This window comes from Singulisphaera chitinilytica, from assembly GCF_049331405.1.
In the GTDB taxonomy this organism is placed as follows: domain Bacteria; phylum Planctomycetota; class Planctomycetia; order Isosphaerales; family Isosphaeraceae; genus PoT.
Genome location: NZ_CP186274.1, coordinates 1757039 through 1782082, shown reverse-complemented (window position 1 = coordinate 1782082; position 25044 = coordinate 1757039). Strand labels below are relative to the sequence as shown.

At 65.2% G+C, this 25044-nt stretch carries 21 protein-coding genes; 9 read left to right on the top strand and 12 right to left on the bottom strand.

Translation table 11 applies throughout. The features are described from left to right. Window positions 1-78: 78 nt before the first annotated feature. On the bottom strand, window positions 79-426 hold the full coding sequence (locus ACOYYX_RS07110; RefSeq protein ID WP_422929235.1) for a hypothetical protein: 348 nt from the start codon (window positions 424-426) through the stop codon (window positions 79-81). 240 nt (window positions 427-666) lie between these two features. Here ACOYYX_RS07110 and ACOYYX_RS07105 point away from each other — a divergent pair, with 240 nt between their 5' ends. Continuing rightward, entirely contained in the window at window positions 667-855 is a 189-nt protein-coding gene (locus ACOYYX_RS07105; protein WP_422929234.1) for a hypothetical protein, read from the top strand. A gap of 201 nt (window positions 856-1056) precedes the next feature. Here ACOYYX_RS07105 and ACOYYX_RS07100 read toward each other — a convergent pair whose 3' ends face one another. Further along, window positions 1057-2457 carry an amidase gene (locus tag ACOYYX_RS07100; RefSeq protein WP_422929233.1) on the bottom strand — a complete coding sequence of 467 codons (1401 nt, stop codon included), beginning with the start codon at window positions 2455-2457 and terminating at the stop codon, window positions 1057-1059. A gap of 106 nt (window positions 2458-2563) precedes the next feature. Here ACOYYX_RS07100 and ACOYYX_RS07095 point away from each other — a divergent pair, with 106 nt between their 5' ends. Continuing rightward, window positions 2564-3118, top strand: coding sequence for a TetR/AcrR family transcriptional regulator (locus tag ACOYYX_RS07095; RefSeq protein WP_422929232.1), 555 nt, complete (start codon window positions 2564-2566; stop codon window positions 3116-3118). 495 nt (window positions 3119-3613) lie between these two features. Then, a complete protein-coding gene (locus ACOYYX_RS07090; RefSeq protein WP_422929231.1) occupies window positions 3614-3862 on the top strand; it encodes a hypothetical protein in 249 nt (82 codons plus the stop codon). Window positions 3863-3945: 83 nt separating this feature from the next. On the opposite strand, the gene ACOYYX_RS07085 is transcribed toward ACOYYX_RS07090, so the two are convergent. Then, window positions 3946-6525, bottom strand: a complete 2580-nt coding sequence (locus ACOYYX_RS07085; protein WP_422929230.1) for a protein kinase domain-containing protein — start codon at window positions 6523-6525, stop codon at window positions 3946-3948. Between the two features lie 638 nt (window positions 6526-7163). On the opposite strand from ACOYYX_RS07085, the gene ACOYYX_RS07080 reads away from it, so the two are divergent. Continuing rightward, complete coding sequence (locus ACOYYX_RS07080) at window positions 7164-8456, top strand: M12 family metallopeptidase (protein WP_422929229.1); 1293 nt, start codon at window positions 7164-7166, stop codon at window positions 8454-8456. Between the two features lie 388 nt (window positions 8457-8844). Here the strand turns inward: ACOYYX_RS07080 and ACOYYX_RS07075 are convergent, their stop codons facing one another. Then, window positions 8845-9336 carry a hypothetical protein gene (locus ACOYYX_RS07075; protein WP_422929228.1) on the bottom strand — a complete coding sequence of 164 codons (492 nt, stop codon included), beginning with the start codon at window positions 9334-9336 and terminating at the stop codon, window positions 8845-8847. A gap of 213 nt (window positions 9337-9549) precedes the next feature. On the opposite strand from ACOYYX_RS07075, the gene ACOYYX_RS07070 reads away from it, so the two are divergent. Then, window positions 9550-9852, top strand: coding sequence for a hypothetical protein (locus tag ACOYYX_RS07070; protein ID WP_422929227.1), 303 nt, complete (start codon window positions 9550-9552; stop codon window positions 9850-9852). Window positions 9853-10035: 183 nt separating this feature from the next. Here the strand turns inward: ACOYYX_RS07070 and ACOYYX_RS07065 are convergent, their stop codons facing one another. Continuing rightward, window positions 10036-13227 carry a beta strand repeat-containing protein gene (locus tag ACOYYX_RS07065; protein ID WP_422929226.1) on the bottom strand — a complete coding sequence of 1064 codons (3192 nt, stop codon included), beginning with the start codon at window positions 13225-13227 and terminating at the stop codon, window positions 10036-10038. Window positions 13228-13614: 387 nt separating this feature from the next. Here ACOYYX_RS07065 and ACOYYX_RS07060 point away from each other — a divergent pair, with 387 nt between their 5' ends. The 4 genes from ACOYYX_RS07060 to ACOYYX_RS07045 all read left to right on the top strand — a co-directional run bounded on the left by ACOYYX_RS07060 (window position 13615) and on the right by ACOYYX_RS07045 (window position 16437). After that, on the top strand, window positions 13615-13968 hold the full coding sequence (locus ACOYYX_RS07060) for an ArsR/SmtB family transcription factor (RefSeq protein WP_422929225.1): 354 nt from the start codon (window positions 13615-13617) through the stop codon (window positions 13966-13968). Window positions 13969-14029: 61 nt separating this feature from the next. Continuing rightward, window positions 14030-14830 (top strand): arsenite methyltransferase, encoded by an 801-nt coding sequence (gene arsM / locus ACOYYX_RS07055; RefSeq protein ID WP_422929224.1) that lies wholly within the window; start codon window positions 14030-14032, stop codon window positions 14828-14830. A 16-nt stretch (window positions 14831-14846) separates the two neighbouring features. Continuing rightward, window positions 14847-15857, top strand: coding sequence for a hypothetical protein (locus ACOYYX_RS07050; protein WP_422929223.1), 1011 nt, complete (start codon window positions 14847-14849; stop codon window positions 15855-15857). Window positions 15858-16050: 193 nt separating this feature from the next. Next, the gene (locus ACOYYX_RS07045) at window positions 16051-16437 is read left to right on the top strand and encodes a hypothetical protein (RefSeq protein WP_422929222.1); all 387 of its coding nucleotides are present in this window, start codon (window positions 16051-16053) and stop codon (window positions 16435-16437) included. A gap of 361 nt (window positions 16438-16798) precedes the next feature. On the opposite strand, the gene ACOYYX_RS07040 is transcribed toward ACOYYX_RS07045, so the two are convergent. From ACOYYX_RS07040 to ACOYYX_RS07010, 7 genes are all read right to left on the bottom strand, one after another. Beyond that, window positions 16799-17140 (bottom strand): hypothetical protein, encoded by a 342-nt coding sequence (locus ACOYYX_RS07040; protein WP_422929221.1) that lies wholly within the window; start codon window positions 17138-17140, stop codon window positions 16799-16801. Between the two features lie 275 nt (window positions 17141-17415). Beyond that, window positions 17416-18408, bottom strand: a complete 993-nt coding sequence (locus ACOYYX_RS07035) for a hypothetical protein (protein WP_422929220.1) — start codon at window positions 18406-18408, stop codon at window positions 17416-17418. Window positions 18409-18767: 359 nt separating this feature from the next. Then, window positions 18768-20921, bottom strand: a complete 2154-nt coding sequence (locus ACOYYX_RS07030) for a M56 family metallopeptidase (RefSeq protein WP_422929219.1) — start codon at window positions 20919-20921, stop codon at window positions 18768-18770. Continuing rightward, entirely contained in the window at window positions 20918-21301 is a 384-nt protein-coding gene (locus ACOYYX_RS07025) for a BlaI/MecI/CopY family transcriptional regulator (RefSeq protein ID WP_422929218.1), read from the bottom strand. Before ACOYYX_RS07025 ends, ACOYYX_RS07030 begins: the two co-directional genes overlap by 4 nt. Before the next feature lie 193 nt (window positions 21302-21494). Further along, a complete protein-coding gene (locus ACOYYX_RS07020) occupies window positions 21495-21905 on the bottom strand; it encodes a hypothetical protein (protein ID WP_422929217.1) in 411 nt (136 codons plus the stop codon). A gap of 260 nt (window positions 21906-22165) precedes the next feature. After that, window positions 22166-23377 (bottom strand): TlpA family protein disulfide reductase, encoded by a 1212-nt coding sequence (locus tag ACOYYX_RS07015; protein ID WP_422929216.1) that lies wholly within the window; start codon window positions 23375-23377, stop codon window positions 22166-22168. A 131-nt stretch (window positions 23378-23508) separates the two neighbouring features. Beyond that, window positions 23509-24309 carry a hypothetical protein gene (locus ACOYYX_RS07010; RefSeq protein ID WP_422929215.1) on the bottom strand — a complete coding sequence of 267 codons (801 nt, stop codon included), beginning with the start codon at window positions 24307-24309 and terminating at the stop codon, window positions 23509-23511. Between the last annotated feature and the right edge of the window lie 735 nt (window positions 24310-25044).

Genomic DNA, 25044 nt, shown 5'->3' with positions numbered 1-25044 from the left:
GCGACGCAACGGGGTTTCGTCGTGACGTCGACGCCGGCGGATTCCCGCCGCGCGACGTCGGAGCCCGATCGAGCCGGCTCAGAATCGGTAGATTTGCAGCCAGGCCTGGCGCGTCGGCGCCGACGGAGGCCAGCGCCGGCGCTCGCGGCGAGGCCGGGCGGCCTCGCTCGCCAGGAGGAGGGTCGATGCTGCCGGCGGGTTCATCGTCAGGTCGAAGGGAGCCGTCGAGGCCCTCGGCGCCTCCAGGCCGGTCTCGGGGTTCGCGACGAGCGCGACGACCTCGGAGCCGTCGTAGGCCTCGTCCCCCTGCTCCTCCGCCGACTCCATCAGGAGCCGGCCGATCTCGGCGACCGAAAGCGTCAGGCCGTACGCGAGCTTCGCCTGGCTGAGCATGGGCCCCGCCAGGGCGATCGCGATACAGGTCAAGACGCCCCATCGTCGCATCAATCTCACCTCAACCTTGGACAATCGCTTTATCGTAAGCCGCCGCCCGTCATCCTGCAATCGCCCACGACATCGGAGAGGGGTTGAGGCTCGACTCCAGTCGAGGGATTTTCCCCGACATTTTCGGAGTGGGCAACTCTTGACATCGTCGCGGCGAGTTCGTTTCATGGATCGATCATCTCAAGACACAATCTCCACGGTTGACGACCACGGGGGCGAAACGTGGACACGAATGAATTCGACACGAGGGACATGGTCTTCGCACGGAAGCAATTCGAGTCGTCTTGCCTGATCATCCGGTTCGCGATGCAGTCTCGCCGTCGGAAGATCCAAGGCGGGCCCGAGCCGCTGCCGAGCCGCAAAGGGTTCGAACCCCGACACCGGCCCCGGCCCGACTTCACCCGCAATTGACGTCGACGCGTTGATGGATGTCGCTCGCCCGTCGCCCGTAAACAACCGCCCCGAGGATGGGCCCTCCCAGGCCATGGCCTCCGGCCTCGGATCACTCCAGGATCTTGCCGAGCCCCCCGGGGCCCGGCGCATCCCGCACACGGGCACGCGGGGCGGCTCGGCCTCCGCGTGCGACCATGTCGAGGTTTTCATATCCTCGCCTTAGACAATCGGGCGGAGGTCGCGGTCGGGGCTGATCGATTCGAGGGTCGAGGCCAGGCGCAAAACCGTCGACTCGGCCAGCCAGTTTGCGACGAGCTGGACGCCGATCGGGAGGCCCTCGCGGCTCGTCCCGAACCGCATCGAGAGGGCCGGGAGCCCCGTCACGTTGAACGGCACGGTCGCGCCCTGGATGTGCTTCGCGGGCACGACCTGGCCGTTGATGACGAACTCCGAAAGCCCATGCTCGTGCGCGGGGATCGGCAGCACCGGGCATAGCAAGGCGTCGAACCGCCGGAAATACGCGGCGAAGCCGTCCTTCAGGCGCTCGGCCGCCAGTTCCGCCTGGACGTAATCCTCGATGGAGGTATCGGGGGTCGCGAGCATCCCCCTGGAAATGGCGAACATCTCATGCTCGTGGCCGGCGGTGGCCTCGGCGAAGGCGGGCTTCACCTCCATCACATGCAGGCGATAGAAGACGTCGAGGGCGTCGTCGCGCTCGAGGCCCGGGATCCGCGCCGGCTCGACGTGGACGCCCGCGGTCTTGAGGGCGTCGGCCGCCGCACGGACGGTCGCGGCGACCTCGGCGTCGATCGGGCCGAAGCCGGGCTCGACGAGCCAGCCGACGCGGAGGGGTCGATCGGGCGGGGCCCCCGTGTCCAGCGCGAGGGGGCTCGACGATAGGCCGTCGGAGCCGTCGGGGCCGGCGAGGAGCGAGTAGGCCAGCGCGAGGTCGCGGACGGTCCTTGCCATCGGGCCGACGTGCCAGAACCGACGCGGGGCCCTGGGCCAGAGCCCGGTCATCGGGATCCGCCCATGCGTGGCCTTGAGTGCGGCGATCCCCGTGTGCGCGGCGGGGCCTCGCACGGAGATGGCGAGGTCGGAGCCGAGCCCCAGCGGCGACATCCCCGCCGCGATCGCCGCCGACTCCCCGCCGCTCGAACCGCCGGGCGTCCGGTCGAGGTTCCAGGGGTTGTTCGTCCGGCCGGTGAGCAGGTTGTCGGTCTCCGTCGAATAAGAGAACTCCGGCAGGTTCGTCTTCGCGAGCAGGATCCCCCCCGCCGCCTTCAGGCGCGCGACGCTCGTGGCGTCGGCCTCGGGGATCCGCCCCCTGAAGATCGGCGAGCCGCGCTGGGTGAGCACCCCGGCGGTGTCGATCGAGTCCTTCGCGGTGAACGGGACCCCGTGCAAGGGCCCGAGTTCCTCCCCCGCCAGGACCGCCGCCTCGGCCGCCCTCGCGGCCTCGAGCGCCCCCTCGGCGACCGTGACGATCGCGTTGATCTTCGGGTCGACGGCCTCGATGCGATCGAGGTGCGCCCGCACGACCTCGACCGGCGAGACCTCGCGGCCCCGGATCATCTCCGCCAGCTTCGTTGCGTCGAATCGGACGATTTCGGCAGTCATCGGTTTCCTCCCTACCAAGTGGTTGGTAGACTAACTGTAGGGGTCGAACGATGTGGGGTCAATACCCGGATTCCGATCCGAGGTCGATCCGGCGGGGGATATTGAAATGAGCACGGACTCTCGCGAGAAGATCATGGCGGCCGGGAGGGAGATCGCCCAGGCGCGCGGCTACGGCGGGCTGAATTTCCGGGACATCGCGGAGAAGGTGGGCATCAAGGCGGCGAGCCTTTACCACCACTTCCCGAGCAAGGAGGATCTCGGCGTGGCGATCGCCCGGCGCTACTGGGAGGAATCGTCGGCGGAGCTCGAGGCGTTATCGGCCTCCGATCCGCTCTCCGGCCTGAAGCGCTATCCGGAGACCTTCCGCCGGGCGCTCGCGAACGAGAATCGCATGTGCCTCTGCAGCTTCATGGCCGCCGAGTACGACGACCTGCCGGAAGCGTTGAAGGTCGAAGTGCAGACCTTCGCCGACGTGAACATAGCCTGGCTCCGCAAGAACCTGATCGCCGCATCCGTGGTGGCCCCGAGGGCGGCCGAGGCCCGCGCCCGCGCGATCTACGCCGCCGTCGTCGGTGCGCAACTGATGGCGAGGAGCCGCTCGGATCTCGCGCTCTATGATGCGATCATCGCCGGCTTCCGCTCGTCGGGGCTGATCCCATGATTGAGGACGATCGCATTGATGCGACGACGCGGGTATGAATCTGCGACAAGGCTCGTCGCCGACGATCCGAGAAGAAGGGCCCGATCCGACTTCGGCCTCGGAAGCCCGAAGCGGTTCAACGCCGATGCCAGGCGCCTCGGCGTGGGGTCATTCTTCCCAGAGGACGAGTATGACGAGAGAACAGGATCGACCGCCATGGCGTCCTCGGGCGTGATCCCGCGGGCCCTGGCGATCCGGCGTGCGTCATGCAAGTTTCGGATTTATGCCTATTTGACTTCTCTCCCTGTCCAACGGGGTCGTACAAGCCGTTCGCCGTCCAGGTTGAGAGATCGTCGACGTCCATCGGCTCATCCCAAAATCTTTCGCCGCTTGGGGTCCGGACGATCCGATTAATCGCCGCGAGCGTGTCGGCCGCGCTTTAGAATTGCGCGACGGAATGGGGGTCGACCACCGAGGGTCAATCACGACAACCAGGTCAGGCACCACCGAGCCGACATGATCTCTCTTGCCACACTCCTTGCGGCCTCGATCCTGGGTCAGGCCGGTCCGGACCTCAGCGTGAAGATCGTCGTGAGGGGGGGCGACCCGTCCTCCGGGATGCTGGTGAACTACACGGTCGGGGCCCGCCCCTTCGACCCGATCAACCCGAGCCTCCGCACGGTGGCCGTGCCCCACAGCCTCAACCCCCTCCACCTCGACCACCTCTACGCCATCGGCTGGCACGCCCGCGAGATGGGGCGCTGAGCGGATCCGCCATGCAGTCGGAGATTCGCATCAATCAAGCGATCGTAAAACCTTAGAAACCTGTTCCTGGCTTTTCCGAGTCATCAACGCGACCGCTCCCAATAGGCCCTTTCTGCGTCGGTGACTTGCTTGCAGCCGGACAGGTCCAGCTTGCGAAGCCGAGTGAGGCCCCGCAGGTGTGCCAGCCCGGCATCGGTCACTTGCTCGCAGTTGTAGAGGCTCAGCGTGTGAAGCTGGGTGAGGCCCCGCAGGTGTGCCAGCCCGGCGTCGGTCACTTGCTCACAGCCGGACAGGTCCAGCGTTTGAAGCCGGGTGAGACTTCGCAGGTGTGCCAGCCCGGCGTCGGTCACTGGCTTACAGAAGGACAGATACAATGTGTCAAGCTGGGTAAGGCCACGCAAATGTGCGAGCCCGGTGTCGGTGACTTGCCTGCAGTCTGACAGGATCAGCGTGCGAAGCTGGGTGAGGCTTTGCAAGTGTTCCAGGCCGGCATCGGTCAATTGCTTACATAAAGTGAGGTATAGCGTGTGAAGCTGGGTGAGGCTCCGCAGGTGTGCGAGCCCGTCGTCGGTGACTTGCTTGCAGCCGGACAGGTTCAGCGTGTGAAGCCGGGTGAGGCCCCGCAAGTGTGTGAGCCCGGCATCGGTCACCTTTCCGCTCCAGGTCAGGTTCAGCGTGTGAAGCCGGGCAAGACTTTGTAGGTATGCGAGCCCGGCATCGGTCACTTGCCCACAGTTGTGCAAGGTCAGCGTGTGAAGCCGGGTAAGGCTCCGCAAGTATGCCAACCCGGCATCGGTCACCGCTTGATTATCGCTCAGGGTCAGTTCCTGAAATTCAGGGACGGCCGAGAAAATCGCCAGGCCCGACAGTTGACGACTTTCCGCGTCGGCAGAATTCTCAAGCCTGAATGAATATTTGTAATTGGATAAGATCTCGACAGTTGCTGGGGTTTGCGTGATTTTGACCCATTCTGACGAGGCTTCGTCGGCGGGACGAGAGGACCAGGTTCCGGGGATCTTGATCTCGAGGAGACGTGGTCTGCAGGCGGCATCGAGGGCTTCTCGAAACTCGGCGGCGTTGCGGTAGCGATGCTCGGGGTCGCGGTGCATCGCTTTCGTCAGCAAGGGTTGCAACTCGGGCGGGACGAGGTCGGCGTCGTACAGGTCGGGCTCTCGGCGCCGGCGATCGGCGTAGGCGAGGGCGTAATACAGCGAGGCGGCCAGGGAATAGACGTCGCTGCGCGTGTCGGCCTGTCCTTTGCGGATTTGCTCGGGGGCGGCGAAGGCGGCGGTGTGGCCGGGGGTGAAGTTGGGTCTCGTGACGGCGAGGTCGCCCTGGATCGTCGCCAGGCCGAAATCGACGAGGACGGGGGGACCTTCGTCGGGGAGGAGGATGTTGTCCGGCTTGACGTCGCGATGAACGATCCCCTGGCGATGGGCGGCGACCAGGCCGTCGGCCAGGGCGAGGAACAGGTCGCGGGCCCGGTCGGGGGTGAGGCCGCCGTGACGCGCGAGGTGATGCTCGAGGGAGAGGCCGTCCACCCACTTCATGACGATGTACCAGCAGCCGCGATCGGGGGCGTAGCCGAAGGTCCCGATGTCGACGATGTTCGGGTGGCCGCCGAGGCGGATGAGGGCCTTGATCTCGCGCTTGAAACGATCGATGAAGTCGGGGTGGCCCGAGAGCTGGGCGTTCAGGATCTTCAGCGCCGCGACCTGGCCGTTGCGGGTCGCGCGGAAGACCAGGCCCATGCCCCCTTGCCCGAGGAGGGCGTCGAGCTGCCAGCCGTCGAGCGAATCGCCGACCTTGGGAAGGCCCGTGGACGTGCCCGGTGCCGGCGGATCGGAAGCCTGGACTCTGGTGAGGCGGGTGACGGCTCGGGTGATCCGACGGTCCAGCTCGAGGAGTTCCGGATCATCGGGCCGAAGATCCATGGCGACCTTGAGGGAACCTTGGGCCGAGACCGGGTCCATACCGGCGGCGTACGAGGCGGCGACGCCGACGAAGGCGGCCGAGGATCTGGGCTGTTCGTCGCAGAGGGTGCGGAGGGTGCCGACCGCCTCGGCGGCTTGACCCCGGCTCACGGCCTGCGCGGCGAGGCGGTAGCGATGGAGGCCCGATTGGAAGGATTGGGGGGAGACACCGAGGGCGATCAGGTCCTCGACGAAATCCATCATCCCGGCCAGCCGGTTCATCGTGGGCAGGAGATCTTCGAGCATCCCGGCCATGTAGCCCTGGCCTTCGAGGAGGCGCCGGTTCTGCTCTTCGAGGCGGTCGAAGCGCCTGGCGAGAGCGGCCAGGCGATCGAGGGCCTTCCGGCTGTGCTCGTCCGTCCGCAGGGCCACGTCGAGCAGGCGGCGGGCCGCTTCGGGCAGGTCCGCGAGGGCGGCGACCTGCGCCACGAGCCGATGGAGGTCGTCGGTGAGCAACTCAAGCATCTGCTCGACCCGTTCCAGGTCGGCCGGCGTGGTGGCCGGCTCCTGGCCCGGATCGTAGTCGATGATGTCCTTGGAGGTCTCTCGGGCGCAATCGATGAACTTGAGCACCAGGTTCACGACGGCCGGACTCCCCGGCAGGACCGCCGACAGGATCGTTTCCACGGCGAACTTGGTGGGGGCACCGTAGCAGGCGACGAGCTGCGTCACCTTCTGCTTCAGGCTCATGATTGTCCGTATCTCCGGCGGCGAGCGGGCATCGAACGGGCTGGACCGACGAGGTTCAACTCTAGGATTCGGCGGCTGGGACGCAAGATAAGGGATCGTCGGGAAAGTCATGCCGGCGGCAGAGAGTTCCGAGGCATGGAATAATCTCCGCGGGAACCACCAATGGGCCGCCTACTGGGCCACGCGCCAGAAGGCCGGATGAGTCTTCCTACCTACTTTCGAGACGCCCGCCCATGTGACCGCTCGTGCTCGTCCGCGACACATCCTCTCTCTCAGCCAGAAGACGCATGGGCGAGCTCCTTTCCCGGATCCTACCCGAAGGCGGAGCCCGCCGGAATGGATCGGGCGACGGCCCGCCCTTGTCTCATCGCCCAGCAGCCTTGCGTCGGCGGAGGTTCCTGATGGCGCAGGCCGAGGCGACGACGCCGAAGGCGAGGAGCATTGATACCAAGCATGAATTTGCAGTAGCACGGTCGCCATCGTCATTCGATGCGGGCCTACCCCGGCTTACTCGTCGCCGAACTGGTGCGGGCGGCGCCCAAATCGCATCAATTCTTCCGAAATATGTTTTGACACCACAGGTATTCCGGATAGATTCGGGACGGGTGGACCGATCGTTGAAATGAAAGGATCACGAAATGGTCGATGCAACCAGGGTTAGGGCGGGCAAGCGCGACGACCTGGCGGGCCGGATCGAACGCCTCGAGTCGTTGCTGCAGGGGGCCGGGCCCGCGGCGACGGCGGCGGCGGCCCCGCGGGCCGCGGCCAATCCGGTTCGCCAGGCGACGGCGACCGACCTCGAGAAGCGGATCAACGAGCTGGAGCGGCGGCTCCTGAAGATCGGCAATGGCGACGGGGCCTATGAGCCCGAGCAGGAGCCGGAGCAGGAGACGGCCCGGCTCGGCTACTGCGCGGTGCCCCCCACGCAGCCGCGGACGTTCGGGCCCGAGGTCTCGCTCGACCGGCAAGGCCTCATCCAGGTCATCAGCAAGAAGTGGGTGAATGGCACCAAGCTGCGGTACTGCTTCCTCGGCGGCACGTCGGCCGGGGGCGACGAGCAGAAGGACTTCGTCAGGCGAGGCTTCGATGTCTGGAAGAATATCGGGATCGGGATCCGATTCGAGGAGGTGAAGGATCCCGGCTCGGCCGAGGTCCGGATCGGCTTCGTCCAGGGGGATGGCGCCTGGTCGTACATCGGCCGCGACGTGATCGACGTGGCCGGCCAGAATGAACGCACGATGAACTTCGGCTGGGACCTGCGGACCGACCCGCGCGGGGTCGACGTGCCGGTCCACGAGATCGGCCACACGCTCGGGTTCCCCCACGAGCACCAGAACCCGTTCTCGGGGATCGTCTGGGACGAGGAGGCCGTCTACCGCTACTTCGGCGGGCCGCCGAATAACTGGACGCATCAGGTCACCGAATACAACATCTTGCGCAAGCTCTCGACGTCCGAGGTCCAGGGTACGCAGTGGGATCCCGACTCGATCATGCATTATGCCTTCGAGCCCGGCCTGATCCAGGAACCCGACCAGTATCGCCAGGGCCTCCGGCCCCACGGCGGCTTGTCGCCGCACGACCTCTCCCAGGCCAAGGTCTTCTATCCGGCCCTCGAGGATTCGGGCAACCCCGAGCTGAAGCCGTTCGGCTCGCAAAGCCTGAGGTTGAACCCCGCCCAGCAGGCGAATTTCAACATCAGTCCCCCCGCCTCGCGCACCTACACGTTGCGGACCTTCGGCGGGGCCGACACGGTGATGGTCCTCTTCGAAGACGTCAACGGCGACCTCCGCTACGTCGACGGCGACGACGACAGCGGCACCGATCGCAACGCCGAGATCCGCACGCGTCTCGTCTCGGGCCGGCGCTACGTCCTGCGGATCCGCCTCTATTCCAGCTTCGATTCGGGCGAATTCGCCGTGATGATGTGGTGACAAAGCGGGCTCCGACCCATCCCCCGCGCCCCGGCCGAGGCAATGACGGAGCCTGCCACGACGGCCGAGGCGGAGACCTCGGCCGTCGTCATTCCGCAACGCATGCCTCGACGAATCCCGGCGCGGCTCAGATCAACCCGGCCCCCGGCTCAACCCGACCGACGACGTCCGGTATTTCTCGGGGAGGCGGCCGACCTCTCTTGGAGCATATCCGCCCGGAGGGGAGGCCGTCGCGACGTTGTCCCCGCACTTCATCGCGTCACTGTCACGAGTTGCGTCGAGGCTCATTCCGCTCGCGAAGCTCCTCCCTCATCCCTCGGCGGCTTACGGATGGTTCGGGTGCCGCGCGAATTCCCTGATGGAAACAATGACTCCCCGAAGCATGGCCTCACTGCGAATAGTCATTCCCGTATTCCTCGAGGGTCTGGACGCGGATGCCGTTCGCCCGGAGGAAATCGCTCAAGGCCTTACTTCCCGAGGGCCGCATGTCATAGATCCAAAAACCATCGTTCGTCGCCTGGTCGCAGAAGAAGCAGATCGTCATCACGAAGTCAGGTTTGCCGGGGGTTCGGGCGACGATCCGGTGATGCGGCACGAAGCAAAGCTTGAACGTATATCCGAAGCCTCGCGGCATGGCCCTGGGCAGGATTCGCAGGAGTTCCGCTCGCCGCGCCGCATCCAGTTCGAGCCCGCCGAGCACCCGGCCGTCGACGTCGCTGAACTCCTCGACGATGACGCTGCTGGCCGATCGCATCGCGGAGAGCAGCGTCGTTTTCCGGTTCCAGCCGACGCCCAGCGGCCAGACGACGAAGAGCAGAACCCAGAATCCCGCCGCGATCGCCAGCCATCGCACGATCCGACGGCGGTTCCATTTCCGCATGCGAATTGCCTCAATCCTTAAACATCTACGTAATGCCCTGCGCTGAAATCTTATGATATCGGCGAAATCTCCTCAAGCGAGCCCCGTGCGTCCGCCCGAGACGACCCATCGCCAGCCTCGCCAGGCGTCCTGACGCGAACCCGATCGGCCGCGTCGTGTCTATCCGAGGATGCCGTTCCTCAACCCAACCTTGAGCGGAGGCGATTGCGAAGAATGGGCTGGTCAGTCAATGAGCACTCGCAACCGGACAGGAAGTTGGATTACTACGATCGGAAACTCGGCCGGCTTCGCGGCGTGGTCAAACGCAAGGAAAACTCGCACCACATTTCCAAGGCCGCGGAGAATCTGCGCCTCGCGGCTCTGGCGGTCATCAAGGCGAAGCAAGCCCTCATCCGGGAGTATCCCCAACGCGATCCCACCGGCCACAAATCGAAGGACCTCCTGGATGAAAAAGAGCGATGGTTGACCCTCTCGACGGACGCCATCATCGAGGAGTACGGACCAGGCGACGACTGAGAACGCGCAGCCAGCCCCTGGCTCAAACAGCCAGGAAATCGGCCAAAATCCAGCCAGGCGGGGATAACGCTCAGGAAGACCCCGACGATCAAACGGCGGCGGCTTCCTCGCGTGCATACCTATGCGAAGGTTGCCGCGAGGAAGCCGCCTTTTTCTCGAATGAGATTGGTCGACCCGGTCGACTTAGCTGAGGTAGGTCACGCCGGTCGACTTGGAGAGATCGACGTTACCTTGCGTGTTGTCGACGATCACATTCTGCTGGACGACGGTGTCGGTGCAGATGCCGAAGGCGGCGAGGCCGAACCCCTGGTTCTTGTCGATCCGATTGCCGGCGCCGGGGGAGCTGCCGCCGATGACGACGCGACGGGTGCCGGCCAGGGTCACGCCGTTGCCGACGTTGCCGCTGATGCCGTTGCCCTCGACCCTCGAGCCGGTCAGGTCCGACGCGAGGTAGACGCCGTCGACGCCGTTGCCGGTGATCGAGTTGCCCGCCGTCGCCGAGCCGATCACGGTTCCGCGCCCGGCCTGCACGAAGACCCCCGACCCCGTATTCGAGCCGATGTTGTTGCCGAGCAGCACGTTGCCCGTCGACGACGCGATCGTCACGCCGTTGCCGTCGTTGAAGAGGATGTCGTTGCGGTCGTTCGGGTCGGTGCCGCCGATCGTCGTGCCCGACGTGCCCCGTCCCAGGTAGATCCCGCCCAGGTGGTTGGCCAGGTTCTTGGTCGCCTTCGCGCTCGTGCCGATGAACGTGTTCACGACCTGATTATTGCGGGCCGAGCCGACGACCCGGATGCCGTAGCCGCCATTCGCCGAGATCGTCACCTGGGGCACGATCGAGGCCTGGAACCCGCCGATGGCGTTGTCATGCGCCTTGCCCGAGATCAGGATGCCGTCGCCGCCGTTGGGGAGTTCCTGGGTCAGCACGGTGTTGGTGCCGATGCCCGACTCGGTGACCTGGACCCCCGTCGCGTTCCCGCTCAGCACGATGCCGTTGCCGACGTTGCCCGAGACGATGCTCGTGCGGATCAGGTTGTTGCCGCCGCTCGAGGTGATCAGGATCCCGTTCTGGCCGTTCGGAGCTGCGCCCCCGAAGGCATAGAGGCCCGCGAAGGTGTTGAAGGAGACGAACCCGGTGGCCCGGTCCTTCACCTCGATGCCGTTGCGGCGGTTGCCCGAGATGACGTTGCCCAGCGGGATGACGCCGCCGACCTGGATCCCGCTCGAACTGCCCGAGACCAGGAGGCCGTCGCCGCCGTTGGGGACGAGCGTGGCGTTGTTGGCCCCGACCCCCATGAAGTTGGCCTGGATGGTCGTGTCGTTGGAGTCGGTGACGCGGACCCCGTTGCCGCCGTTGCCGCTGATCACGTTGTAGAAGACGAACGGATCCTGCTGGAAGGTGCAGCCGAGGAGCTGGTTGTTGTCGGCCCTGTCGATCGCCACGCCGTCCTGGCGGTTCCCGAGCGCGGCGTTGCCCGAGGCCGTCGTGCCGACGAAGTTGCCGGCCAGGACGTTGTGATTCGCCCCGTGGATGATCAGCACGCCGTTGCCGCGGTTGCCCGAGATCAGGTTCCCCTGCGGCGGCCTGACGAAGACCCCTTTCGTCGGGTCGTTGCCGCCGGTCGCCTCGCCGCCGATGAGGTTCCTCGTCGCCCCGGCCGTCACGAGGATCCCGTTCTGCCCGTTCCCGAGGCGGGCGTTGCCGGTCGGATCCGTGCCGATGTAATTCATCGCGACCTGATTATCCGAGGCCCCGTAGATCCCGATCCCGTTGCCCTGGTTGCCGCTGATGACGTTCGAGAGCTGGAAGCCGGTGTTGATGCTCGCCTGGGCCGAGAAGACGCCGCCGTTGCCCGCGACGACCCCCACCACCTGATTCCCCGCCACCGAGTTGGAGCTGAAGGCGCCGTCGATTCCCGGGTAGTTCAGGTCGACCCAGGTGCTCGGCCCGAATGAGCCGTCGGTGTTGCGCCTGACGGTGACGAACGAGCCCTGGACGCCGCCGTTCGAGCCGAGGAGCAGCGAGTCGGCGTTGAGGGTGTACACCCCCTTCTGGTCGCCGCTGATCCCCTCGAAGTGGCTGATGAAGTCCTTGCCCGCCGCGCCGTTGGGGTACTGGAACGAGGCCCAGTTGCTGAACTTGCCGGTGGCCGAGTCGTAGTCGACGAGGTATCCATGCGCGAGGCCGTCGGCCTTGTCGCCGGGGGCCGAGTAGCCGCCGCAGATGGTGTAGCTCGTGCCGCCCGGCGTGTCGTTCTGCCAGATGCCGTAGGCCGTGGTCGTCGTCGAGCCGGGATAGACGATGTCCGTCAGGATCTTGTCCTGGTTGACGTCGTAGAGGAAGGCGTGGCCGGTGCCGAGCGGGGCGTTGCCCTCGGGCCCGTCGGCGTTGCCGACGGCGAGGCCTCCCATCGTGCTGTGGACGTACGTGTATTTCGCGCCCGGGTAGTCGATCGTCCGATACGCGCCGGGATTGGAGAGGTCGCTCGTCGTCCCCTGGAAGAGGAAGCCGTTGACCTTGTCGTTACCATCCTTGTAACTGCCGACGAGCTGGATCAGGCCGTCCTTGACGACGTTCGGCCCGTAGACGCTGGTCGAGTTGGCGTTCGGGACGTTCACCGAGAAGCTCGTCCCGCCGACGCCGCTGATCGGCCCTTCGTAGAGCAGGCCGTTGTTGCCCGACGTGCCGACGATGAGGTACTGGCCGCTCGCGTTGGGGTTCTCGCGGATCCCCTGCCAGGCCGAGACCGGCTGCATGGAGACGGACGAGGCGTTGAAATACTGGACGCTGCTGACCGGATCCTTGCGGCCGATCAGGTTGTCGTGCGACCCGGCGTTGATGCGGATGCCGTCGCCCCGGTTCCCGGCCACGGTCACGCCGTTGGTCATGAGCCCGATGTAATTCCCCTGCACGACGATGTGCGAGGCGTTCAGCGTCACCCCGGCCTGCTTCGCACGCACCAGCGAGAGCGACGTGAGGCTCGAGCCGTCCGACCCCTGGTTGAACCTCAGCCCCAGCGTCCCGCTGAAGTTCACGCCGACGACGGGCGTCCCCGAGAACCCTGGGGCCGTCGTCCCGTCGATCGCCACCCTGTCGGTGATCGCGGGGAGCGAGGTCCGACTTATCCGGATCGTGCCGGCAACGTCGAAGCTGATCGTATCCGGCCCCGGCGTGGCGTTCGCCTGGAGGATCGCCCGGCGCAGGGTCCCCGCCCCGTTATCCCCGAGGCTCGTCACCGCGAACGTCGACAACAGCTCCCGATCTTCCAGCGTCTCGACGGCATTCAGCCGGGGTCGCGACGCCTGCCGCCTCCCGGCTCTGGCCCCGGATTTCGCAAGGTGGAACAAGGAAAGAGCCTTCGGTCGGAACGCCATGGTCGTAGCCTCGCCCCTCAGAATTCGGTGTCGGCCTTCACAACGCCGCCGAACCTCGCTCGTGCACCCCCGCAAGGACCTGCGGGCGCACCGCGATCCGCCAACCCCGCCTGATGGCCGAAGGTTGTCGGCTCCCGTCGAGTCTTCGCCGCGTCGAGCCTCGGACGACCCTGACTGGACAGTCATGCATCGGCTATCTGCCTAATAAACACGACTTACCCAAATTATCTATAACACACACCACGTCAACTTCCCAAGTAAATGTTTTCCGGACATCCTTGCGCCCCTTACCAGGACGATGCCCGGACACGGCCCTGAATCGACCTCGGCCCCGGATCGATGGGGGTTGACGAGCCCTCCGCCTCCCGACTATATTCGGCTATGCGGATGAACGACCCGACGGCCGACAGCCTGGATGCCAGCACCGAGCTTTTCAAGGCGTTCGCCGACCCGGTACGCCTGCGGCTCCTGAGCCTGCTGGCCGGGGGCGAGGTGTGCGTCTGCCACCTGCACGAGGCCCTGGAGCTCCCGCAGTCGACGGTCTCGCGGCACCTCGCCTACCTGCGCGTCAGGGGCCTGGTCGTCGGCCGCAAGGAGGGCCTCTGGGTCCACTACCGACTCGCCCGGCCCGCCGGCGACCTGCACAAATGCCTCCTCACCTGCATCGACGCCTGCAAGGACTCCGACCGGGTCGACCGCGACCGCCGGCGCCTCGCGGGGTTGACCTACTGCGGCGAATGAACGCCGCGGCATTTTTTTGACCCAATATATCCGCCCAGGCGGATACAAAGGACAGACGACCATGGGAACGAACCCGCTGGAGATGCTGGACGACGCCGAGGCCATCAAGGCCACGGTCCGCGATCAATACGGCAAGGTCGCCAAGGGGGAGGGTGCCTGCGGCTCGCTCTGCGGCTGCACGGACAACGCCGAGGGCCTGGCCATCGGCTTCGGCTACTCGCCGGAGGAACTGGCCGCCCTGCCCGAGGGGGCGAACCTCGGCCTCTCGTGCGGGAACCCGCAGGAGATCGCGGCCCTGAAGGCCGGGCAGAGCGTGCTCGACCTCGGCAGCGGCGCCGGCTTCGACTGCTTCCTCGCGGCCAGGAAGGTCGGCCCGACCGGCCGAGTGATCGGCGTCGACATGACCGACGCGATGCTCGAGAAGGCCCGGGGCAACGCCGAGAGGGGGGGGCTGACGAACGTCGAGTTCCGCAAGGGGGAGATCGAGTCGCTCCCGGTCGACGACGCCTCCATCGACGTGACGATCAGCAACTGCGTGTTGAATCTGGTGCCGGACAAGGACCGGGCCTTCCGCGAAATCCATCGCGTCTTGAAGCCCGGCGGCCGGCTGGCGGTCTCCGACATGGCCTGGGGACGCGAGCCCGAGGCGACGGTCCGCCAGGACATGGAGGCCCTCGTCGGCTGCATCGGAGGTGCCCTCGTGCTGGACGATTACGTCGCGAGGCTGGAACGGGCCGGCTTCACCTCCATCGCCGTGGAGACGCACCCCGAGGCCGCCCGCAAGATGCTCGAGATCTCGGGCGCGACGCCCCCCGCCGGCGTCGAGCATCTCCTCAGCGTCAACATCACCGCCATCAAATGAATGAGGATCTCGACAGATGCCAATCCCCTGGATCGCCGCCTGCATCCTGGCCGCGGCGCCCGCCCCGACCGACGACGCCGGGCCCTTCGTTCGGGCGCTCTGGTGCCTGCAAGCCCACGGCAAGGCCTCGGCCGCCACGCCGGCGAATGACCTCCGGCTCAAGGCCACGCTCTTCAAAGCCCTGGGCAAGGACGGAGTCATCACCCTCGACGAACTGGGAGGCCTCATGAGCGATGACGTGTTCCAATCCCTGGCGGGAGGCGACCGCCGGCTCTCCCCCGGCGAGATCGCCGGCGCGTTGAAGTCCGCCGAGCCCGAGAGTCGCCGCCATCTTCATCCGTCGATCCGACGCCACCTCGACGCGCTGACGACGTCGTACGACATGATCGGCGAGGCCCACCGCGAGGCGGGGGGCGACCTCGCCGCCTGGATCGCCCGCTCCTACCGCCCCGGCCAGGCCCTGGACATCACGGTCGTCTGCACGGGCAACTCCCGGCGTAGCATCCTCGGCTCGACGATGGGCAACGTCGCCGCCGCCTACTACGGCCTTCCCGAGGTCCGCTTCCACAGCGGCGGCACCGCGCCGACGGCCTTCAACCCCCGGACCATCGAGGCCCTTCGTTCGATCGGCGTCGAGATCGAGCCGACCGGCGACGAGGCCCCTCGCGGCGAGCCCCACACCGCGAATCCTCGCCACCGCGTCCGCTGGGGAACCCCCTCGGCCGAGTCGCCGATGGAGGCCATCGAGTTTTCGAAGCACTACGCCGACCCCGCCAACCCGCAGAAAGGCTTCGCCGCCCTGATGGTCTGCAGCGAGGCCGACGCCGGCTGCCCGATCGTCAAGGGGGCCTCGAAACGGATCTCGATGCCCTACCTCGACCCCAAGCTCTACGACGGCAGCCCCTTCGAAGCCGCCAAGTACGCCGAGCGCCGCGACGACATCGCCCGCCTCCTCCTCTCCGCGATGATGCAGGCCCGCCTGCTCATCGAGCGCGACGCCCCCCAGCCTCACCGAGGCAATCAATAATCGTCCCGCCCGGAAGGCCCTCGACTCATAGGCTTGACGCTCTGAGGCCCGTCAAAGCGGATCGGCTTGCGGATGTAATCCTGGGTGGAATATAAAGAATCTGGTCGGGATCGGCGGTCGAACATTCCAGGCAGCTCACGCCAGATTTCCTCCCGCCGATCTCGCCCCGGACAATGCATACGAGGGGCGCGCGATGCCGACTACAGAATGGTTCATAAAATATGTGTGCCTTTTCTTCGTCGCCGCATCATCAGTAACCATAATATTCATGACAACTTTTATGCGTTATAAACGGGATGCGAACCTGATCAAGCAACTACTGAAGGATCAAGATTTCGAAGACATTTCGATCAAGCATAAATTGCGGACATTTCCGCTGCATCAATGGTCCTTTTCCAAATTGTCTAAGTGGTCCATGCCGAATAGCCTACACTACGTATACTATGTGACTTTCAGGTCGGTGATCGAGCCGGGCAAAGGCGGGGCTCAACGTGCGTGGTTCCTGGTGAATCACGATGGATCGATCGACATCGACATGGATGAGGTCGAAGCGAAAAAGGAGCGCTTCGACGAAATCTAGCCATCGACCGGCCGAGGTCGATTTCAGCTCTCCTGAGCCCCTGCGCGGGCCCCGGAAATCGCGAAAAGCACTCCTCAGACCCCACCTGGTGATCGAATTTGGGTAGCCGCGATTGGAACAATCGGGGTCGCGCAGCGACAAGAGGCCAACCGCAAGAAAGCCCGGCCAATCCGCGGTCGTCTGCATCCGAGATATTCTCGACATCGAGGCAGTCCTGCAAGGCATCCATTCTTATATCATCATTATATCACCACTTACTGAAAACTTTTACCGCACTTTCCGGGGCTTTGCTTCATTCGCGCTGCATGGTGATCGGCTCATTCGGCCTTCTAGCCACCTCCTGGGCCGGCGCGACCACGGCTTATAAGACGGCGGAGATGAGCGACCGCAGGCGGCACCTGATCGGCGCCCCAGTCCCCGTACTCCGCTTGCCCGTCGGCCCATACACGATGATGTATCCCAGATCGGGATCGATCTGGACCCCGGCGCCTCCTCCCGGCAGTTCGAATAGGGCGTAAACATCGCCCGGCTGCTCTGACCACCGCAGAAAGTGGGCTCCGACCGCCTCTTCGAATTCGGCGATGACCGCCTGGAAGAAACGACGCCCGAACTCGGGGAGCCTCGCGAGAGCGGCATCCCGCGACTCGACGGCCCACGAACCCGGCCGATCCCAGCGACGTGGATCATGTTCGGCAATGCCCACGCGGAGAGTCCCTACGCCTAACGATCGAGGGGGCGACGAGGACCGGCCCGGCCTGGACGTTGGCGTCTACCAAGCCGGCCAGACACCCCGAGCGGGGCCAATCCCCATGACATCCTCGCATCCGTTCCCGACGCCGTGCCAGTGGCTCGTGCAACTCGCACCCTCTCTCGATACTCTCGCTTTCGAGACGTCATCATAAGAAGGCCTGTCAGAATCATCATCGAGCGATTCGCCCATGACTCGCGTCATTGGCGTTGCACATAATGGACCACGGATCAATCCCCAGGTCGACGCTCGGGCTTGCTCGAGGAAGCCTGCCTGGGGATGCCGTCGTCCTTGGCGAACAACGCGAGGAGGATCGAGGCGAGATCGGCGAAGGTGCCGAAGCCCTTCGATTTGAAAGTCAAAGAATGGTCAGACTGGCTGATCGAGAAATTCTCGAGACAGTCACTGGCGAGGCGGCTCATCCTGCCCACGCCCCCTGGCTGCTGCGCGGAGTTGGCCAGGGCGGCCCGCCCGCGTTTGGCGAGGCCCCTGGCTTGATTCATCAAGGCTGCCGAGGACTGAGGGTCGTGAGCGGAAGCGTCGGCCCGGAGCGTCAGGTCGTCGGTGTCGTCGAGCGAGATGATCCAGCGATCGACCCCGCGAAGGAGAGGTATCATGGAGGCATCATCGAATAGGGCCAGGGCGATCCACCTTGAGATGCCGGCGTCGCGATTATCGATCGCGAGGGCCAGCACGCTCCGGCTGGCTCGCTGCCAGTCGGCAACCATGAGATAGTCGGGAGCCGTCTGGGGGTCGCCGGCGACCCACCCTTTGATGGTTTCCTCGAGGTCGAAGACCAGGGTCCGGTCGTCCGGCAGAAAAATGGCCCAGAGCTTGAAGAATTCCGCCTTTTTCGGATCCTTCAACTTGTAATAAGAGCCTCGAAGCCCTTTGATCTCGACGAGGTCGAGGTTCCATTGCGAGAAGAGGTTCCGCCAGTTGAACGGCCCGACAGCTCGTACGGTCATGCCACAGATTTTATACTTGTAGAATGTTCCGCCTTCGGGGCTCTTCGACTTGGTTTCACCCAACCAGAACCCCGCGACGACCGACTCGATGTCCTCGCAGCGGAGCGTCACGAAGCCCGACCGGGGCGGCTCGCCTCGGAGCCAATCCGTGATGTTTATGAATCGTACGTCCATGAAAGCGTAGGCGCGAAGCACCGGCGTGATCGCGTCCTTCCCCATGCGCTTGACGATCGCCGCCGGGCGAGCGGCAATCATTCCCGCGGACACGCGAGGAAGATAGCGCAATTCGAAGGGCTTTATCTCTGCATCTGCCTTCGGCGTTATGCTTTGGGCCGTCGGATCGGCCGCCCTCACCGGGGCTGAACCGCCGATCGAGATCATGGCGAGTGCCATGAATCCCGACGCCGCGATTCGTATCCGACCCGACCAGCACTGCGTCACCCTTTCCCAACCACGCGTATTCATAGCCTTGCTACTCCTCCTATCCCAGGTCCACGGCGAATCGAGCCGGCAGGACGATTGGGCGTCGGCTCCTGCTCCCCGAGGAGCCGACTCACCCGCGAATGATGGGGGGGAGGTTGACGCGGCGGGCCGAATCCAGGCCCTCAAGCGAGTTATCGCCGCTCGGCCTTGGGGGAGGCGGAGGCGGTCTGGGCCTTGGCCCTGGCGGTGGCGTCGGCGACGACGTGGGAGAGCATGGCGCCGACCTCGGCGAAGGTGCCCGACTGGGGGGAGTCGAGGAGGATCGTGCGGTTGGCCCGGACGATCTTCAGGTTCTCCAGGATGCGATCGGCGAAGCGGCTGGCCCGGGCCCGCTCGCCGATGAGGGGGGTGGTCAGGGCCAGCGCCGTGCGACCGATCTTGACGAGGTGCTCGACCTCGCGGACGAGGAGGACCGCCGAGCGGGCGTCGCGGACGACGGCCTCGGCGTGCGGCGAGATGTCGTCGGTCGCGGGGACGCTCAGGACCCAGCGGTCGACCCCGCGGAACATCGGGAGGACCATCGCATCGTCGGGTCGGCCGAGGTCGAAGTCCTTCGCCAGCGAATCTTCGCGGTTGTCCAGCGCGACGGCGAACACGCCGCGAGAGGCCCGCTTCCAATCGTCGCCGCGCACATAGTCGGGAACGGGCAAGTCGTCGCGACCGACCCAGCCGCGGATGGTCTCCTCGTCCTCGAAGACGAGAGTGCGATCGTCGGGCAGGTAGAGGCAACAACCCATGAACAACTCGGACTTCTTCGGATCCCGGATCTTGTAATATGAGCCGCCGGGGACCTTGATCTCGTCGAGGTCGAGGTTGCGCTGGGCGAAGAAGTCGGGCCAGTCGAACGGCTTGACCGCCCGCACGGTCACGCCGCCGAAGATCATCGTGTGCAGCTTCTGGCCGTCGGGCCGCTTCTGGCCTCCGGCCGCGACACCGATATCGAAGGCCGCGACGACCGACTCGATATCCTCGCAGCGGATCTCGACATAGCCGGGATTCGCCGTGTCGATCTTCAATTCCTTGATGAGATGATCCAAATCGTTAGCGTTGAGAGCGATGAGCATGGAGGTCAGCGTCTCCATCCCCTTGCGACCCGCGAGGGCGGCGGGGCGGACGGCGACGACGCCCGTGGATTTGGGGGGGAGGAACCGCAATTCAAGCGGCTGGAGCAGCGACTTCGCGGGGGCGGAGCCGGTCGCGGTGTCCGCGGCCCTCGCGGGGGCCTTCCAGCAGGCCAGGCAGGCCGCGAGGGCGAGCAGGCCCAGGGCCGCCGCGTAACGCCTCGCCCTCGACCAGTCCCGCGCGATCCCGTCCGTCACGGTCGTGTCCTTCAGCATCGCGATCCTCCTGATCAGTGTGCCTCGCGCCGGGAGGAATGCCCTCGCCGGCCAGATCGTCGGGCGTGCGTCCTGCTCGAGGGCGAGCCTCGAGAGGGCGAGCAGGTAGCTCGCACGCCCGCCGGCGAACCGCGCCCCGAGGGCGTCGGCCGCCAACTCCTGCTCCATGTGCAGCCGGGCCGCCATCCGGCGGACCAGCGGGTGCTGGCAGTTCAGGGCCACGGCGAATTTCGCCATCAGGCCCGCCGCATAGTCATTCCTGATCACATGAGCTAATTCATGCGCGACCACCGCCCGCCGCTCCGAGGGTGCCCAGCCCCTCCAGCCCGGCGGCAGCAGCAGCAACGGCCGGAGCCATCCCGCGGTCGCCGGCGTCGCGAGGTCCGGGACCTCGAGCACCCGCACGGGGCGTCGGCATCCCATCGCACCGCGAAGCTCCTCGACGAGTCGCAGCAGGGCCGGGTCGTCGACGCCTCCCCCGCGGATCCGGCAGACCCGGATCGCCCAGAGACCGAGCGCGAGCCGCGAGAGCCCGAGCCCGATGCAGGCGAGCGCCGCGAGGGCGAGCCCCCTGCCCCAGCGCCCGGCAATCACCACCGGCGCCCTCGCGCGGCCGATCCGCTCCCAGGCCTTCGGCAACCCGAGGGCCATCGACCAACCCTTTGTTTCGTGAGCACGTCCCGAATCGACAGTCTTGACGGCTCGCTGATTCGTCGCGACGACCGGGGCCCGTCGGGGCTCCCGACGCGTCGTCCATCGGCCCGGGTCGAGCCCCCCGAAGCAGGCGACGACGCCGAGGCCCGCCGCCAATGTCAGGCTCCAGGTCGCGACCCTGGCGCCGCAGGCGGGCCCTCGACGCGAGGCCAGGCCTTGCAGCAAGAGGGCGGGCGCAAGCAGGCAGGCGACCCGGAAGGCGAGCCAGGCCAGGGCGAGTCCGAGGTCGTTCATGCCCCGGCCTCCTGGAGGATGTGCTCGAGCACCGCCCGCTCCTCGTCCGAGAGCCTGCGCTGATCGGCGAGCCGGCAGAGCAGCTCCGACCGCGAGCCCCGGAAGACGCGCCTGATGAGGTCGCCCAGGAGCCGGCCGGAGACGTCCTCGAAGGTGCGGACGGCCTCGTAGACGAAGGGGCGTTCGGCGTTCGTCTGCCGCAGGAACCCCTTCTCCAGCAGTCCCCTGGCGACGTTGGCGATCGTCACGTAGGCGAGGTCGACCCCCGCCGCCGCGAGCCTGTCGCGGGCCTCGGCGGCGGTCGCCGGCCCGTGCGTCCAGAACTGGTGCATGACCTCGAGCTCTCGCTCGGTGAGGTCCCTCGCCGGCGGCTTCTCCATCGTCGACCTCCTGTCGGCTCGTCGTGCGTCGCGTCCTTGCGGCATCCGTCGTGTTCGGCCTCGCCAGATTTGGTCCCCCAAATTTGGTAGGGCAAATCTAGCGATCCGGCCGGATCCGTCAATGCGGATCGTCGCGATTCTCGAGGAGCCTCGGCGGGGTCGATGCGCACCCGTGTGGGGCGCGCCCGGGTCCTCATTCGAGCGAGTTGTCTCCCTCAAGGACCTTGGGGCCGACGAGCTTGGCCCCGCACTTCGGGCAGAAATTCAGCGGCACGAATCCGTTCTGATTGAAAACCGTTGCCCCACATCCCTCGCAGAATCTCGTCAATTTGAGGTTCAGGTAGGCGATCAGGCTGCAGGCCGGGACCAGGAAGAGCAAGATGCTCAGGGTCGACCAGGATGGCCGATTGATCACGGACAAGGTCGTGGCGAAAAAGACGAACAGCACACTCCCCAGGATGACATACCGGGGGAACCACCTTCGCTTCGCCTCCACGCCCATCGTCCTATTGGCGACGACCGTACCAATCATCAGGGCGATCCACGTCAGGACGAACGCCGTCGTCACGAACGTGTCGAGTCGATCGAGAGCTTGCTGTTTCATCGCAACGCCTACCTCGCGTCTGATTTCGATTCATTCGATCGGCTCGGCGTCATCATCGATGCCTGGACGACGCTGGCAGCCGGTGTGATTTGCTTCCGTATGCTCTACCAAGATTTCATATAAAAATTATGATTCTATCATTGCCTGTAAGCAATCAGAACGCTAGGCGCTCCAGTTTCCAAGAATGAAAACTCGCTGCGTCCACGGTTCCCCTCTCGAGCCCGAACGGCGTGAATTCGGTTCACCCGGAAGCCAAGCTTTTACCGCTTCGCTGCCTTTTCCACTTCCGCAACCAGGCCCTCGATCATCTTGTCGGGTGTCTTACGCCCATAGATTTCATCGAAGTAAACAAGGCCGTCGTCGCGAATCACCCCGTTGGCGTCGATCACGTAGAAGGTTGGCCAGAGGCTGATGCCCCACTCCAGGGGTATTCCTTGCTTCGAGCCGCCGGGCCAGAAGGATCGCCAGTTGACACCCTCCCTGACGGAGAACGTTTTCGCTTGCTCGCGGTCGTTGTCGCCGTTGACGCCGATCAGGACAAACGGCCGGCCCTTCATCCTCTCGACCAGGGCTTTCTCGTGAGGCACTTGTTCCATGCACGGAATGCACCAGGTCGCCCAGAACGAGACCATGACGACTTTGCCCCGGTAGTCGGAGAGTTTCATCGGCTTGCCGTCGATGTCCTCCCCCTCGATCTCGGGCGCGGTGCAGCCGATGCCGAGGTGATGCAGCAGGAAAAGCATCCCCTCGGCCTGCTCTCCCAGCGGCGGGAAGAACGAGCCCAAGGGTCGCTGATCGCCGAACTCCTTGATCGTGCGATCGAAACACGCCTCGGCCTCGCGAGTGAGCTTCTCGGGATTGAGGGAGCGGAGTCGCCGGATCACGACCATCCCGAAGCGGTCGAGAATCCCTTCGCGGATCACGCGACGGACGGGATCGTTGAGATCTCGCGCGGTCGAGGCAAGCTCCTGATAGCACCGACCCAGACTGAAGCAGCAAAGAGCACGCACCTTGGCGTTCTTGCTTCGCTCGACCGCGGCGCGGAGACAAGTCTCGACCTGGGGGCTCTTGACGGCATCGACCCAGGCGAGGCGGAAGAATGGCGGGATCGCCTCGGAGTCGAGATAATTCTCGGCCACAAAGTCATAAACAACGCCAGCGAACTCTGCATTGCCCTCCGCCCCCACCTTACGGGCCCATATCAAGGCCTCGACGGCGTCGGGCGCATCAGGACGTCTCTTGACGATGACCATGGCGCGGCGACCGAGGTCGGCGGCCGTCTCGTAGAAGCGATCGAGGGCCTTTTTCTGCTCGGCCTCGTTCGTCCCCGGCTTTCGCCGACTCTCCAGCTCTTCCGACGCCGCAACCAGATCCTTCTTGAGCGAAGCCAACGTCTCTTCCGGCCGATCATCCACCGCCGCGCAGAGTGAGGGCGAAACCAGAATCGCCAGCATCCATACCGCGCGTCGCATGAGCCGGATCATGGTAGTCTCTCTGAGGTCTGACGACAGTCCGAGGATGAGCCAAGATTAGGCGAGCCGGCTGGCGTTGTCCAGAGCCACGGCGTTAATCCGATGCCAATCAGAGGTTTTGTCAGAGCTTTTTAGAACAGAGGACTCGCGTTGATCTCGAGCGACGGGAAGGCCATCCTGAGCCTGGCGACCTCCTCCTCCCCGAGATTCCCGGAATGGATTTCCAAGGAGCGCAGGCTCGGGAATCGGCCGAGCGATCGCAAGCCCTCGAAGGAAACGTCGGTCGAATGCAGGGTCAACGACCTCAGGCAGGGCAGCCTGGCAAGGATGATCAGCCCAGCGTCGGTCACATGCGTCCCCGAGAGATCCAGCACGGCGAGCCGTTTGAGCCGGCCGAGATGGACGAGCCCGGCGTCGGTGACGTCCGCCCCCGCCAGGTTCAAGCTGCGAAGCTGGACGAGGCCGGCCAGGCGAGCGAGGCCTGAATCGTCGATCCCGGTCCCTTCGAGGTCGAGGTCGCTGAGACGTCCCAGGTCGGAGATGGCGATCAGCTCGCCGTCCGTCAACTCGACCCCCGGCGCATGCAGCACCCGCAGCCGAGTGAGGTTCGTGAGGGCCTCGAGGCGCGCACGCCGATCCACTCTCATGTCCCTGGGAAACCAGATGCCGGAGACGCTCTCGGAGCGGCCGTCGTAGAAGCTCCGGAACAACGCGGAACCCGGGAATCGGCGGCGAGGATTCCGTGACCATGCGTCAGGATGATCATATAAGACCTGACCCCCGCGTCGGACGACCGCTTCGGCGGCGTGTCGCCGCACGTAGCCCCGATGCCCGATCCAGCCGACGCCCCCGCCGACCATGCAGGCGAAGAGCATGAGGCCTCGGACGCTGAGCCTGAGCCGACGAGGCGACCATCGGCGCGATGGTCGCATTGCAGCATTCCGCATCATGCACCCCATGCCAGGACCAAGCCGAACTTCCCATGCCCGAAGGCAATGCCGCGAGGCTCGGCGACGAGGCGATCCTGCGTCTGCATTGCTCCCTCCCCGGCGCCGAGATTTACGTCAACCGCGTCTATAAATAAGAAATCTAAAAATTTTATTTATATGACGCTCAATCACACCTGACCCGGAAGCCTTTCTCGACCGATCCAAACGGCCCTGATATCCCGAATCCGCCTGAATCAGTCGTAAGTCCACGAAGACCTCGGCCTCGAGTCACTCGAGCGATGAATCGCCTCGATCGGGCTTGTCGACGTCCAACTTGGCGCCGCATTTACGACAGCTCGTCATGCAACCGGTCCAGGCGTTATCGTACGAGAAGTGCCCGCACACAATACACAGCTTGACGTACTTGATATTCACGTAAGAAATGAGAGAGACCGGAAGAACCATAAGACACAGGACCTGCATAGCCTTCCAGGAGCCGGACACCAGCCAACTCGTCGTCACCATGACGATGACGAACGAGGCGTTGGTCAGGATGACCCCGGGGGCCTGGTTACGTCTCGTCGCCGCCAGGTCGCCCCTCGGACCGATGATGAGCCCTGCATGCCGAGCCCAAACCAGATCGTCATGTATCCATACAGGATGATCATTCCGATCCGCCTGCTCGTCTGGTCATCCATGGTCAGACCCCGTATTCCCCATCGGTGAAACCTCCATTCC